Source organism: Pseudomonas sp. AK-TSAG1-1 (genome assembly GCF_056821665.1).
Genome location: NZ_CM165965.1, coordinates 1,901,684 through 1,915,534, shown reverse-complemented (window position 1 = coordinate 1,915,534; position 13,851 = coordinate 1,901,684). Strand labels below are relative to the sequence as shown.

16 protein-coding genes are annotated in these 13,851 nt (G+C 62.6%); 2 read left to right on the top strand and 14 right to left on the bottom strand.

Features of this window, described 5'->3' with window-relative positions:
* Positions 1-162 precede the first annotated feature (162 nt).
* Together AC1UK9_RS08775 and AC1UK9_RS08770 are read left to right on the top strand one after the other, a co-directional pair.
* Positions 163-645: a hypothetical protein gene (locus AC1UK9_RS08775; RefSeq protein WP_025111983.1), complete on the top strand. Its 483-nt coding sequence runs from the start codon at positions 163-165 to the stop codon at positions 643-645.
* Positions 646-791: 146 nt separating this feature from the next.
* Complete coding sequence (locus AC1UK9_RS08770) at positions 792-2,063, top strand: OmpP1/FadL family transporter (protein WP_473014915.1); 1,272 nt, start codon at positions 792-794, stop codon at positions 2,061-2,063.
* Between the two features lie 192 nt (positions 2,064-2,255).
* On the opposite strand, the gene AC1UK9_RS08765 is transcribed toward AC1UK9_RS08770, so the two are convergent.
* The 14 genes from AC1UK9_RS08765 to cobO form a co-directional block, all read right to left on the bottom strand.
* Positions 2,256-2,816, bottom strand: a complete 561-nt coding sequence (locus AC1UK9_RS08765) for a glutathione peroxidase (protein ID WP_482579861.1) — start codon at positions 2,814-2,816, stop codon at positions 2,256-2,258.
* 52 nt (positions 2,817-2,868) lie between these two features.
* On the bottom strand, positions 2,869-2,994 hold the full coding sequence (locus AC1UK9_RS08760; protein WP_256214716.1) for a hypothetical protein: 126 nt from the start codon (positions 2,992-2,994) through the stop codon (positions 2,869-2,871).
* Complete coding sequence (locus AC1UK9_RS08755) at positions 2,991-4,199, bottom strand: MFS transporter (RefSeq protein ID WP_482579860.1); 1,209 nt, start codon at positions 4,197-4,199, stop codon at positions 2,991-2,993. The genes AC1UK9_RS08760 and AC1UK9_RS08755 overlap by 4 nt, the downstream gene beginning before the upstream one ends.
* A 53-nt stretch (positions 4,200-4,252) precedes the next feature.
* Entirely contained in the window at positions 4,253-4,657 is a 405-nt protein-coding gene (locus AC1UK9_RS08750; RefSeq protein WP_025111987.1) for a MarR family winged helix-turn-helix transcriptional regulator, read from the bottom strand.
* Positions 4,658-4,831: 174 nt separating this feature from the next.
* Positions 4,832-5,563 carry an adenosylcobinamide-GDP ribazoletransferase gene (locus AC1UK9_RS08745; RefSeq protein WP_482579859.1) on the bottom strand — a complete coding sequence of 244 codons (732 nt, stop codon included), beginning with the start codon at positions 5,561-5,563 and terminating at the stop codon, positions 4,832-4,834.
* Between the two features lies 1 nt (position 5,564).
* Positions 5,565-6,140: an alpha-ribazole phosphatase family protein gene (gene cobC, locus AC1UK9_RS08740; RefSeq protein WP_482579858.1), complete on the bottom strand. Its 576-nt coding sequence runs from the start codon at positions 6,138-6,140 to the stop codon at positions 5,565-5,567.
* On the bottom strand, positions 6,137-7,192 hold the full coding sequence (gene cobT / locus AC1UK9_RS08735) for a nicotinate-nucleotide--dimethylbenzimidazole phosphoribosyltransferase (RefSeq protein ID WP_482579857.1): 1,056 nt from the start codon (positions 7,190-7,192) through the stop codon (positions 6,137-6,139). Before cobT ends, cobC begins: the two co-directional genes overlap by 4 nt.
* Positions 7,189-7,710, bottom strand: coding sequence for a bifunctional adenosylcobinamide kinase/adenosylcobinamide-phosphate guanylyltransferase (gene cobU / locus AC1UK9_RS08730; RefSeq protein ID WP_482579856.1), 522 nt, complete (start codon positions 7,708-7,710; stop codon positions 7,189-7,191). The genes cobT and cobU overlap by 4 nt, the downstream gene beginning before the upstream one ends.
* Before the next feature lie 77 nt (positions 7,711-7,787).
* Positions 7,788-9,284 carry a cobyric acid synthase gene (locus AC1UK9_RS08725; protein WP_482579855.1) on the bottom strand — a complete coding sequence of 499 codons (1,497 nt, stop codon included), beginning with the start codon at positions 9,282-9,284 and terminating at the stop codon, positions 7,788-7,790.
* Entirely contained in the window at positions 9,281-10,273 is a 993-nt protein-coding gene (gene cobD / locus AC1UK9_RS08720; RefSeq protein WP_482579854.1) for a threonine-phosphate decarboxylase CobD, read from the bottom strand. Before cobD ends, AC1UK9_RS08725 begins: the two co-directional genes overlap by 4 nt.
* Entirely contained in the window at positions 10,266-11,174 is a 909-nt protein-coding gene (gene cbiB / locus AC1UK9_RS08715; protein ID WP_473014906.1) for an adenosylcobinamide-phosphate synthase CbiB, read from the bottom strand. Before cbiB ends, cobD begins: the two co-directional genes overlap by 8 nt.
* Positions 11,171-11,821 carry a 5,6-dimethylbenzimidazole synthase gene (gene bluB, locus AC1UK9_RS08710; RefSeq protein WP_473014905.1) on the bottom strand — a complete coding sequence of 217 codons (651 nt, stop codon included), beginning with the start codon at positions 11,819-11,821 and terminating at the stop codon, positions 11,171-11,173. Before bluB ends, cbiB begins: the two co-directional genes overlap by 4 nt.
* Positions 11,818-13,200, bottom strand: coding sequence for a cobyrinic acid a,c-diamide synthase CobB (locus AC1UK9_RS08705; protein WP_482579853.1), 1,383 nt, complete (start codon positions 13,198-13,200; stop codon positions 11,818-11,820). Before AC1UK9_RS08705 ends, bluB begins: the two co-directional genes overlap by 4 nt.
* On the bottom strand, positions 13,197-13,808 hold the full coding sequence (cobO, locus tag AC1UK9_RS08700) for a cob(I)yrinic acid a,c-diamide adenosyltransferase (protein WP_003223053.1): 612 nt from the start codon (positions 13,806-13,808) through the stop codon (positions 13,197-13,199). Before cobO ends, AC1UK9_RS08705 begins: the two co-directional genes overlap by 4 nt.
* Positions 13,809-13,851 lie beyond the last annotated feature (43 nt).

The window sequence follows — 13,851 nt, the reverse complement described above, 5'->3', positions numbered from 1 at the left end:
GGCTCGCAGCCGGAAATATTTTAAAAACAGGCCTTTACGTCGCGAATATGACACTACACTTCAACTCAAGCGGCTTGATCCGCTTCCGGCGAGCCTGAGTCGATCCACCGCTGCCAAGGCCCCCTTCAGGTATCGCCGCCCATTACAAGAATCGAGGGCATTATGGGTATCGCTGCCAGCGAATTGTGTCGCTACGTGATCCGTCCCACATTGATTTATCTGGGACGTCACTGCGCAACCGCCGAATCCCTGCTCCTGGGGATCGCCGCCAGCCAGTCCGCCCTCGGTTCCGCCCTGCATGACCGCCGTGGCCACGGCCTCTACCGGATCGCCGAACATCGCCACCAGGCCCTTTGGGATCACTATCTGGCGCTGGATCCGGAGCGTGCCAGCCTGGTTCGCGGCCTCGCCAGTCAGCATGCCTTTCTCAGTGGCCCGCACCTCGAACTGACCGTCAACCTGCGTTACGCCACTGCCATCGCCTGGCTGCTGGTAGAAGAACAAAACCCCACCCTTCCCGACCCGAACGATCTGCTGGGCATGGCGCGAATATGGCGCCAGACCTTCCAGCCGCAAGGGCGTCTGCGCGACTTCACCTACGCCTGGCAAACTTGTGTTTCACCGGTGAATCAGGTCGCGTGTTGACCGCCCGGTTTTACAAAATCGTTTAACAGGTCGCGAATCTGGTCGGATTGTCCTACAAAACCGCTCTAACTCAGGCCATAGGGACTATAGCGCTGGAACGAAAATGTTGGTAATTTTCGCCCCGGTGATCACCAGGAGTTCTAATAATGAAAAAAGTAATGCTCAAAACCACCCTTAGCCTCGCCGTTACCATGGCATCCACCCAGATCTTCGCAGCTGGCTTTGCCATCAACGAACACAGCATTAGCGGGATGGGCACTGGTTACGCTGGGCGATCTTCTTCTGCCGACGACGCAAGCACTGTTTATGGCAACCCTGCCGGCATGTCGCGCATCACGCGCGAACAAGTCACCGGCGGCGTTGCATTCCTCGATGCCAAGACCGATATCAAAGACGCCAGCTCCAGCCCCAACGGCGGCAGCAACAAAGGCGACATGGTGCCCTTCACCTCCGTACCTATGGGCTTCTACGTCAAACCGATCGATGAGCATTGGGCATTCGGCCTCGGCGTATACGTGCCGTTCGGCCTGATTACCGACTACGAAAAAGGCTTTGGCGGCCGTTACTTCGGCAGCAAGTCCGAAGTGCAAGTCATCACCTTCCAGCCAACTGTCAGCTACAAGTTCAACGACGTGGTGTCGGTAGGTTTCGGTCCGACCATCAACCGTATCGACGGTACGCTTGAATCCAACCTGTCGATTACCCAGGCTGCGCCGGACGGCAAGGTCAAGATCAAGGGTGACGACACTGCACTGGGCTACAACATTGGCGTGCTGGTACAGGCCACCGACACCACTCGCCTGGGTCTGACCTACCACTCGAAAGTCGACTACAAGCTCGAAGGCAACACCAAGGTCAACTACGGTGTGCTGGGCGCAGTCGGTCTGGGCGCCGAGCAGAAGTACGACGCTTCGCTGAAGATCACCACGCCTGAGTCCGTGGACTTCTCGGTCACTCAAGCGATCAACGATCGCTGGAACGTCTATGCCGGTTCGACCTGGACCCGCTGGAGCCAGCTGAAGAAGATCACCGTTGAAAACTCGGGCGTCCAGCCGCTGCTGGCCGGTCAGTTCGGCGAGATCACCGAAGACCAGAACTGGCACGACTCCTGGGCTTACGCCGTGGGTACTTCGTACCAGTTGAACAAGGAATGGGTACTGCGCACCGGTCTGACTTTCGACCAGTCGCCGACCAACAACGTCGACCGTTCGCCACGTATTCCTACCGGCGACCGCACGATCTTCAGCATCGGTGCCGGCTGGAGCCCGACCGAAGACCTGACCATCGACGTGGCTTACTCGTACCTGAAGGAAGAGTCGGTCAAAGTCCACAACGAAAACGATCGTGGCCAGACCTACGACGCCAAGTATGAAAACTCGGCAAACGGTTTCGGTGTCGGCGCGACCTATCGCTTCTGATGCTGCACGGCGAGGTTAACCCCCTCGCCCACAAAAAAAGCCCCGCTCTCCTTGCAGAAAGCGGGGCTTTTTTGTGCATGCATGAACATCAATGTGGGAGCGAGCCTGCTCGCGAAAGCGCTGGGTCAGACAAACATATGTTCCGGGGCAGATCGTCTTCGCGAGCAGGCTCGCTCCCACAAAGATTGTGTCTCAGTCAGCCTGGGATTTTGAGGCTATGGCTTTCTCGATAGCGGCGATAAATTCCGGATCATCCGGCTTGGTCAGGCTTGAGAAATTGGCAACCACTTTGCCCTGACGGTCGATCACATACTTGTAGAAATTCCACTTCGGCGCGCTGCTCTGCTCCGCCAGCACCTTGAACAGGTGAGTCGCGTCGTCGCCACGGACTTTCTGTGGCTCGGTCATGGTGAACGTCACGCCGTAGTTGGCGTAGCAGACCTTGGCGGTCTCGGCGCTATCCTTGGACTCCTGCTTGAAGTCATTCGACGGCACGCCAAGCATTTCCAGACCCTGCGCCTTGTAGCGCTGATTGAGCGCTTCGAGGCCTTCGAACTGCGGAGCGAAGCCACAGAAACTTGCGGTATTGACCACCACCAGCGGTTTGCCGGCGTAGCGCTGGCACAGGTCGATGGATTCCTTGGCGCGCAATTTGGGCAGCGAACCTTGCAGCGTGTCCGGACAGTCAGCGGCCTGCGCCAGTCCGGTCAACGCCATCAGCAACGCGGGTACAGCACACCAGCGCATGAGCATGTCGGGCATCCTTGAGCAGTCATCAGACCCCGACGTTACTCGCCCTTCAAGCCTACAGGCAAGCGCCCATGCCTAACTGCATCAGCGCCAGGCCGCCCTGATGCCAACCCCACCACACCAGCGCCAACAACAGGGCGCCGAGTGCAGCGAAGGCGAATCGCGGCCAGGAACGCTTCATGCGGCGCTCACACTCGGTTGCAGGCGCGCCACCGGACGCTCGCGCACCGGCCAGTTCAGCGCGGCCGCCAGCAGGCTCAAGAGAATCGCTACTTGCCAGATCAAGTCATAACTCCCGGTACGGTCATACACCACCCCGCCCAGCCAGCCGCCGAGGAATGAGCCGAGCTGATGGAACAGGAACACGATACCGCCGAGCATGGACAGATTGCGCACACCAAACAAGGTCGCCACCGTACCGTTGGTCAAGGGCACCGTCGACAGCCACAGGAAGCCCATGGCCATGCCGAACAAGTAGGCTGACGTGGTGGTCACCGGCAGCCACAAGAACAACACAATCACCACCGCGCGCAGCAGGTACAACGCCGTCAGCAAGCGCGGCTTGGACATGCGCCCACCGAGCCAGCCGGCGGTATAAGTCCCGAAGATGTTGAACAGCCCGATCAGCGCCAGCACCGTGGTACCGACCGTGGCCGGCAGATGCTGATCGACCAGATAGGCCGGCAGATGCACGCCGATGAACACCACCTGAAAACCGCAGACGAAAAAGCCGAACGCCAGCAGCCAGAAACCGGAATGCGAACAGGCTTCACGCAACGCTTCGGACAAGGTCTGCTCATGACCCAGCACCGGCAGCGGTTTGTCCTTGAGCATGCTCACCAGCGGCACGATCAGCGCCACCAGCAGACCGAGCACCAACAGCGCAGCCGACCAGCCGAGCCAGCCAATCAGACCCAGCGTACCCGGCAGCATGGCGAACTGGCCGAACGAGCCGGCAGCGCTGGCAATGCCCATGCCCATGCTGCGTTTTTCCGCCGGCACGGCACGACCGACCACGCCGAGGATCACCGAGAACGAGGTGCCGGACAGACCGATACCGATCAACAGACCCGCACTCAGCGACAGGCTCAGCGCCGAATCGGACAAGCCCATGAACACCAGGCCCAAGGCGTAAAGCACACCGCCGACCAGCACCACTTTCGCCGCGCCAAAACGGTCAGCCAAAGCCCCGGTGAACGGTTGCGCCAGGCCCCAGATCAGGTTCTGCAAGGCGATGGCGAAGGCGAACACCTCGCGCCCCCAACCGAACTGCGCACTCATCGGTGACAGGAACAGGCCAAAACCGTGCCGCACGCCCAATGACAACGCCAGAATCAGCGCACTTCCCAGCAACACCCAACCGCACGTACGCCACATCGATGTCATTGTTATTCTCCGCTTGCGGGTATATACCCGCTTGAGTTTGGAAAAAACCGGCCTCAGGCCAGTTCATCCAGCAATCTGAGCAAGGTTTCACGCTTCTCGGCGCCCAGGCGATCGATCAATCGCTGTTGCGCCGCTTCCCAGGCTGGCAGGGCTGCTGCCAGACGCTGCACGCCGGCCTCAGTGAGCCTGACGATGCGGTTGCGCATGTCTTCGCCCTCGGCCAGCGCCACCAGCCCCTCGCCTTCCAGCACCCGCAGATTGCGCCCCAGGGTGCTGCGATCCAGACCCATGGCTTCGGCCAGTTCGGAAATGCTCGGTTGATCCAGGCGTTGCAGATTGCACAGCAAAGAATACTGGGCAACGTTGATCCCGAAGCCGTCGAGAGCGCCGTCGTAATGCCTGCTGACGCCACGAGCGGCGCGACGCAGGTTGGTGCACAAACACTGAGAAGGAAGCATGATGCGTGTATATACCCGGGACTGTGTTAAATCAAGTTACACATGAGTTTATCAATAAGGTTTGTGGCGTCTGACACACCGCCTTCGCGAGCAAGCCCGCTCCCACAGGGAATGCATTCCAAATGTGGGAACGGGCTTGCTCGCGAATAGGCCAGAAAAGACAACAAACACCAGTCAGACCAACACCACCCCAACCAACACCGCCACCTCCAGCAACTCCAGCAACGCCCCCGCCGTATCGCCCGTGGTCCCGCCCAACCGCCGCATCATCACCTGCCGCAGCCAGACAAAAACACCGAACGCGACAACCAGCGCAACAACCGCTTCAACCCCGGCAATCAGCACACAGCCCAGCGCACTGAACCCAAGCACCCACCAACCCGCCTTGCGCGGCAGATGATCAGCCAGCGCCTGCCCCAACCCACCCGCCCGCACATACGGCGTGGTCAGAAACAACCCCAGCAATGCCGCACGTCCCAGCAGTGGAGCAACGATCAACGCCACCGCGTGCCCTTGCTCGATCAGCGCCAGCAACGCGGTGAACTTGAGCAACAGCACCAGCACCAGCGTCACCACCGCGATTGGCCCGCTGCGCGGATCCTTCATGATCGTCAGCGTGCGCTCACGATCACCGAAGCCACCGAGCCAGGCGTCGGCGCTGTCGGCCAGCCCGTCGAGGTGCAGCGCGCCGCTGAGCAGCACCCACACCGTCAACAACAACGCGGCATGCAGCAACAGCGGCGCACCGGCCACTGCCAGGTTCAGCGCCCAGAGGATCACCCCGAACAGCAGCCCTACCAGCGGATAGAACAGCAACGAGCGCCCGAGCTGTTCCGGCGCCGGCATCCCCGGCAGACGAATCGGCAAACTGCTGAGAAATTGCAGGGCGATCCACAGTGGCAGCATGTCAGTGACCTTCCTTGAGCGAACCATCGGCCTCAACGGTCAGGGAAAACAGCGAAGCATGCGCGACTTCGACATTGAGCAACTGCTCACGGGGCAATCCACGCGCCTGCGCCAGCAACAGGCGCATCACGCCGCCATGACTGATCAGCAACACGCGTTCGCCGGCATAGGCCTGATGCAACCGCACAACCGCGCCCAGCACACGCGCAGAAAAATCGCTGACCGGCTCACCCTGCGGCGGCGTAAAGGCATATGGGTCATCCCAGAACAGCCCCAGCGCCGCGGCGTCAGTCTCCATCAGCGCCGCAGCGCTCTGCCCTTCCCAGGCGCCGAAATGCAACTCCTGCAGATCCTTGTCCAGATGCAGCGGCAAATTCAGTTGCTCGCCCAGCTCTGCGGCGAACCGCGCACAACGCTGCAGCGGCGAACTGACCAGCCGATCCCACGGCCCGCCCGCGACCACCGCAGCGCGCATTTGCGCCCAGCCGTTTTCCGTCAGCGCATCGTCGAGACTGCCGCGCAATCCACCGCCCAGTTCAGTCTCACCGTGACGCAGCAGGTCCAGGCGCAAGGTCATGCCGGACGGTCCGCCACCGCGGCTTCGGCGAACGTCGCCATCTGCCCGTGCAGATCACAGGCCAGGCGCAACAGCGGCACAGCCAACGCCGCCCCGCTGCCCTCACCCAGACGCAAGCCAAGTTCCAGCAACGGTTCGGCACTGAGGGCTTCCAGCACATGACGATGGCCCGGCTCGGCGCCACGATGACCGAACAATAGCCACTCGCGGCAAGCCGGATTCAGACGCACCGCCACCAGCGCAGCGACTGTGCAGATAAAGCCGTCGACCAGCGCCGCTACGCCTTCCTGAGCACAGGCCAGGTAAGCGCCGACCAGTGCGGCGATTTCAAAACCGCCGAGGTTGAACAGGGTTTGCAGCGCATCGCCACGTTGTGCCGCATGCAGGGCCAGCGCGTGCTCGATGACCTGCGCTTTGTGGCTGACACCTTCGGCATTCAACCCAGTGCCGGGGCCGGTCAGATGTGTCACCGGGCAATCGAGCAAGGCGCAGGCCAGCGCACTGGCGGCGGTGGTGTTGCCGATGCCCATTTCACCACCGATGAACAACTGCGCGCCTGCTGCCTTGGCACGCAGCACACTGTCGCGACCGGCCTGCAAAGCGAGCTCGCCCTGCGTCCGGGTCATCGCCGCGCCCTTGGCGAAATTCGCCGTGCCCGGGCCGACATTCAAGTGCAGAACGCCGGGCAGATTCAACGAGGGCGTCACCGTGCCCAGGTCCACCACTTCCAGTTGTGCATCGAGCTGGCGCGCCAGCACGCTGATCGCCGCGCCGCCGCTGACGAAGTTGAGCAGCATCTGCCCCGTGACTTCCTGGGGAAACGCCGAAACCCCCTCCGCGACCACGCCATGATCGCCGGCAAAAATCGCGATCCACAGCTGGTCGAGGCGCGGTTTGACCTGGCCCTGCAATCCCGCCAGTTGCACCGCCACCGTTTCGAGGCGACCGAGAGAACCGGCCGGTTTGGTCAGTTGCTGTTGCCGCGCGGCCGCTTGTTCAACGATCTCGGCATTCACGGGTTTGCACGGATTCAACCACCACGCTTGAGTCATAACGCAGGTCCTTTCAGGGTCAGGGGCAGGCCGGCGACGGTCAGGACGACACGCTGACAGCGCTCAGCCAGAGCTTGATGCAGCCAACCGGCTTCATCGACGTATCGGCGAGTCAATTCGCCCAGCGGCACGACACCCATTCCGGTCTCGTTGCTGACAAAAATGATTTCCCCCGGCAGTGACGCCAGGCAGTCCAGCAGGGCTTCGCGCTCAGCGGCGAGACGCTCGGCGTTATCGAGCATCAGCAGATTGGTCAGCCACAGGGTCAGGCAGTCCACCAGCAGGCAACGCTCGGTGCTGGCGTGTTCACGCAGGATGCGAGCCAGCTCCAGCGGTTCTTCGATCAACGCCCATTCGACCGGACGACGAGCGCGGTGATGCGCGACGCGGTCGTTCATTTCGCCGTCCAGCGGTTGGCTGGTGGCGATGTAGGTGACGGCCAGTTGGCTGTCGCTGGCAAGTTTTTCCGCGAGGCGACTTTTGCCGGAGCGGGCGCCGCCGAGGATCAGTTGGAGCATGGGGACATCCTGAAAATCATGTGTTGAGGCAACCGGCCCTTTCGCGAGCAAGCCCGCTCCCACCCTGGAATGCATTCTCATGCGGGCGCGGGCTTGCTCGCGAAGAGGCCGGAACAGCCAACCTGGATCCCACAGAGCTGACGCAGTAGCCCGGTATCCAGATGCTTCTCCACCAGATCCGCCAGCCGCTCGATATCACGCTCGCGCAAGCCGTGGTAATCCACTTCCTGCACATCGCTCAACCCGGCCCAACGCAGCAACGCGGCACTGGCGTGCGGCGACTCGAACAAGCCGTGCAAATAGGTGCCGAGCACCTGCCCGTCGAGGCTCTGCGCGCCATCGCAACGACCGTCGTCCAGATGCACCGCCGCATTCTCCAGCGCCGGGCCAGCCGTCACGCCCGCATGGATTTCATATCCACTGACCTCAGCCTCTTCCAGCGCCAGACGCCCGCGCACATTGCGCAATTGCTTCTCGGCTTCCAGCGTCGTTTCGAACGCCAGCAGACCCAGGCCGGCGCTCGAACCGGGCGCGCCTTCCAGCCCCAGCGGATCGTGCACCTGCTCGCCGAGCATTTGCAGGCCACCGCAGATCCCCAGCAGCTTGCCGCCGTAACGCAGGTGCCGGTTGATCGCCGTGTCCCAACCGTTGGCGCGCAGATACGCGAGATCGCTGCGCACGCTTTTCGAGCCGGGCAGGATGATCAAGTCGGCGGCAGGAATCGCCTGCCCCGGGCCGATGAACTGCAGGTCCACCTGCGGATGCAAACGCAGCGGATCGAAATCGGTGTGATTGCTGATGCGCGGCAGCACCGGCACCACCACTTTGAGCACTTGCTCGGCCTTGTCGGTCTGGCGCTGGTCGATGCCGTCCTCGGCCTCCAGGTGCAGATCCATCACGTATGGCAGCACCCCCAGCACCGGTTTGCCGGTGCGCTGCTCGAGCCAGTCGAGGCCCGGTTGCAGCAAGGCGATGTCGCCGCGAAACCGGTTGATGATGAAACCTTTGACCCGCGCCTGTTCGCTCGGTGACAGCAACTCCAGGGTGCCGACCAGATGCGCAAATACTCCGCCGCGATTGATGTCGGCAATCAGCAGCACCGGGCAATCCACCGCCTCGGCAAAGCCCATGTTGGCGATGTCACCGGCGCGCAGATTGATCTCCGCTGGCGAGCCTGCGCCTTCGACCATCACCAGCGGATACACCGCGCTGAGCCGTTCGTGCGAAGCGAGCACCGCTTGCATGGCGATGGCTTTGTAGTCGTGATAGGCCACGGCGTTCATGCTGGTGACCGCGCGACCATGGATGATGACTTGTGCGCCAGTGTCGCTGTTGGGTTTGAGCAGCACCGGGTTCATGTCGGTGTGCGGTTCGAGGTGCGCCGCTTGCGCCTGCACCGCTTGGGCGCGGCCGATCTCGCCGCCATCAGCAGTCACGGCACTGTTGAGCGCCATGTTCTGCGGCTTGAACGGCACCACCGCCACGCCCTGACGGGTGGCCCAGCGGCACAGCGCCGTCACCAGCGTGCTTTTACCGGCATCGGAAGTGGTGCCTTGCACCATCAGGGTGGTCATGTCGATTCCTTGGCAAAGGCTTGCAGCGCTTGCTCGAGACGCGCCTCTTCAGCGGCATTGGCCGGCAGACCGAAACGCAGGCTGCTGTTGTGAGTGAAGAGACGCAGAAGGATGCCGCGTCGGGCCATGAATTCGTGCAACGCCACGGCGTGCTCGGTGATCAGCCACTGGAACAGCGCGCATCCGCCCAAGGGCTTGAAGCCGTAGCGCTCCAGCAACAACGCCAGGCGCTCGCTGGCCTCATCGCTGCGCATGCGTTGCCGGGTGTGCGCCTCGGTGTCCTGTAGACAGGCTTGGCCGAGCACCCGTGTCGGGCCGCTGACCGCCCATGGCCCGACCTGTTCGGCGAGCAACCTGAGCAGCTTGCGCTCGGCCAGCACAAAGCCCAGGCGCACGCCGGCCAGACCGAAGAACTTGCCGAACGAGCGCAACACGACCAAGCCGACCTGATGGGTGTACGACGCCAGACTCAGGTGCGGCGTGTTGTCCATGAACGCTTCATCGACCACCAGCCAACCGCCGCGCTGGGCCAGCCGCGCGTGCCAGTCCAGCAGTCGCGCCGGGGTCAGGCTCAGGCCGGTCGGATTGTTCGGATTGACCACGACCAGCACGTCGAGGCTGTCGAGAAAAAATTCGACCTCCTGCTCCAGCACTTCCCGCACGATGTAACCACTGCGGCGCCAGGCTTCGGCGTGCTCGGCATAACACGGTGACAACACGCCGACCTTGCCGGCACGGCGCAAACGCGGCAGCAACTGGATCGCCATCTGCGAGCCGGCCACCGGCAACACCTGGGAGGCGCCGTAGTAATCGCACGCGGCCTGCTCCAGGCCATCGTCGGTTTCCGGCAGACGCGCCCAAGCGCGCAACGGAATTTCCGGAACCGCAAACGGCCACGGCGCAAGGCCACTGGACAGGTCGAGCCAGTCGGCTTCGGCAATACCGTAATCGAGTGCAGCCTTGCGCAGCCGGCCACCGTGCTCAAGCATAGAATTCAGCCCCCACGCAGAGAATCAGCAGCCATAACCATACCCCGCGCTGGACCAATTGCCAGCCGCGATCAATCGAATCGGCATCCGCCGGCGCACCTTCGCCCAGCTGCGGACGGTCGTGCAGCTCACCGTGATAGATCGCCGGGCCGCCCAGCTCGACATTCAGCGCACCGGCACCGGCAGCCATCACCGGACCGGCATTGGGGCTGTCCCATTTCGGCGCCTGGGTGCGCCAGCATTTCCAGGCGAGCCGGGTGTTGCCCAACAGCGCGTAGGTCAGTGCCACCAGCCGTGCAGGAATGTAGTTGAGCACGTCATCGATTTTTGCCGCACACCAGCCGAAACGCTCGAAACGTTCGTTGCGATAACCCCACATTGCATCGAGCGTGTTGCTCAAGCGATAGAGCACCACGCCCGGCGCACCGGCCACGACAAACCAGAACAGCGCAGCGAACACCGCATCACTGCCGTTTTCCAGCACCGACTCGGTAGCGGCACGGGCGACGGCTGTGCTGTCCAGTTCGCTGGTCTGGCGGCTGACCAGATAGCCGACGCGCTTGCGCGCCTCTTCCAGATCTTCACTGCGCAAGGCTTTGGCCACAGGCTCGACGTGTTCGCCAAGACTGCGCATGCCCAGGGCGCAATACAGCGCAAGAATCTCGACGATCCAGCCCACGTAAGGCGCCCAGGAAAATGCGGTGGCGAGCAACGTCAGCGGCAGCACCGCGATCACCCAAGCGGTGACTCCGTGACTGCGCCAGCCACGGCCGCCCGCATTGAAACGTCGCTCGATGCGCCCGGCGAAATTGCCGAACGCCACCAGCGGATGCCAGCGTTTCGGTTCACCCAGCAGCGCATCCAGCGCGACTGCAGCGACACTCAACAACGCCACACTCATTGACTCACTCCCCAATAATTTTCATACAGCAACTCATTGAGCGGACGCGCCTGCGCCCACCCTTCGAGTACCAGCATCGGCGCCGGATAGAATTCCTTGACCGGGCCCAGGCACAACACCGCCAACGGCTTGGCCCCGACCGGCAGTTGCAGCAGATCGGCCAGCGCCTGCGGCTCGAACAGCGAGACCCAGCCCATGCCCAGTCCTTCGGCACGGGACGCCAGCCACAGGTTCTGGATCGCGCAGGACAACGACGCCATGTCCATTTCCGGCAGCGTACGACGCCCGAAAATGTGCCGTTCGCGATCATCCATCAGCGCCGCGACCAGCACTTCGGCGCAATCGTTGATGCCTTCGACCTTGAGCTTCATGAACTCGTCGCTGCGCTCGCCGAGGGCAATGGCTGTGCGGATGCGTTCTTCTTCGACGAGGTTCTGGATCTGCCCGCGCAAGGCACGGTCGCTGATGCGGATGAAACGCCAAGGCTGCATCAGGCCGACGCTGGGCGCCTGATGTGCGGCCTCAAGCAGACGCCGCAGCAATTGAGGCTCGACCGTGCCACCGGTGAAGTGGCGCATGTCGCGGCGTTCGGCGATGGCTCGGTAGACCGCTTGGCGCTCGCCTTCGGAAAATGCGTTGTCGCTCATGGCCTCTTCGCGAGCAAGCCCGCTCCCACAGGGGTTGGGTGATCCAATGCGGGAGCGGACTTGCTCGCGAAAGCGGCCTCGAGATCCGGTGCAAACAATGCGGCAATCGCAGTCGGATTCGACGGAAAATAAAAGTGCACGTACGACGCCGTCATCCGTCCCTCGCGATACACCGCCTCCGCTCCGCGCCCGCCATTGGGGCTCAGGCCCCGGGCAATCGGCGTCAGTTCAGTGGTGGTCAGGGAATGGTGATAGGTGTGGCCGCGCAACGAACCTTCCGGCAGATCCACCGCTTGCAGCGCCAGTGCTGCCAGACGCTTTTGCATCACCGCATCACCGCGCAGCAGCCCGACCAGCTCAGCGCGGGCGCCTTCGACGTCAGTCAACGAATCGAGTAGATAGAGCATGCCGCCACACTCGGCGAGCAATGGTTTGCCGGCGGCGTGGTGCGCACGGATCGCCTCAAGCATCGCAGTATTTTGCGCCAACGCGACATGGTGCAATTCCGGATAACCGCCCGGCAGATACAGGCTGTCAGCCTCAGGCAACTGCGTATCGCGAATCGGCGAGAAGAAGCTCAACTCGGCGCCCATCGCGCGCAGCAAGTCGAGGCTGGCGCCGTAGGTGAAGGCAAAGGCTTCATCGCGTGCGACAGCAATGCGCACACCTGCGAGCAACGGTTCAGCGGGGATCACTTCAGGCGCGGCGAATTCCACGGCCGGTGGCAGCGCTACCTCGCAACTGCTGGCCAAAGCTTCGGCGGCCGCGTCGAGACGTAAATCCAGGTCATTCAGTTCACTGGCTTGCACCAGTCCGAGATGGCGGCTCGGCAACTCGATCCCCGTTTCGCGGGACAGCGCACCGTACCAGCGCAAGCCTTCGGTGAGGCTGCCCTCGAGCAGTTGCGCGTGACGCAAGGTGCCGACGCGGTTGGCGAGCACGCCGGCAAACGGCAAGTCCGGCTGATAGCGCGCCAGCCCCAGCGCCAGGGCGCCAAAGGTCTGGGCCATCGCAGTACCGTCGATCACCCCGAGCACCGGCACACCAAAGTGTCGCGCCAGATCGGCACTCGAAGGCGTACCGTCGAACAGGCCCATCACGCCTTCGATCAGAATCAGATCCGCCTCGGCGGCGGCCTCCCACAACAGACGCCGGCTTTCCTGCTCGCCGACCATCCACATGTCCAGTTGATACACCGGCGCACCGCTGGCGCGCTCGAGAATCATCGGGTCGAGGAAGTCCGGGCCACATTTGAAGACGCGCACCTTGCGCCCCTGATTGCGATGCAAACGCGCGAGTGCGGCGGTGACGGTGGTCTTGCCCTGACCGGAGGCCGGCGCGGCAATCAGCACCGCCGGGCAGTGACGTGGTTGATTCAAAGTTCGACGCCTTTCTGCGCTTTGATGCCTGCCTGAAAGGCGTGTTTGAGCATGCCCATTTCGGTGACGGTGTCACCCATCTCGATCATTTCCGGCTTGGCCGCACGACCGGTGACGATCACGTGCTGCATTGGCGGACGCGCCTGCAAATCGCTGAGCACCTGATCCAGGTCGAGGTAGCCATGCTTGAGGGCGATGTTCAGTTCATCCAGCACCACCAGACCGATCGACGGATCGCGCAGCAGCTCGCGGGAGACTGCCCACGCGGCTTCGGCGGCAGCAATGTCACGCTGCCGGTCCTGGGTTTCCCAGGTGAAGCCCTCGCCCATCACGTGAAAGCGCACTTGCTCGGGGAAGCGCCGGAAGAACAGTTCTTCGCCGGTGCTGTTGCGCCCCTTGATGAACTGCACCACGCCGCACTGCATGCCGTGGCCCATGGCGCGGGCAAGCATGCCGAACGCCGAGCTGCTTTTGCCTTTGCCATTGCCGGTCAGCACCAGCACCAGGCCGCACTCGTCGGGCGAATTGGCGATGCGTTCGTCGATCACGGCTTTTTTGCGCTGCATACGCGCCAGATGGCGTTCGTCACGCTCGGGGGAATCGGTCATGGGGGAGCTCTCCGTTGAGGCTGGATAACGGCGGGCAGGCACA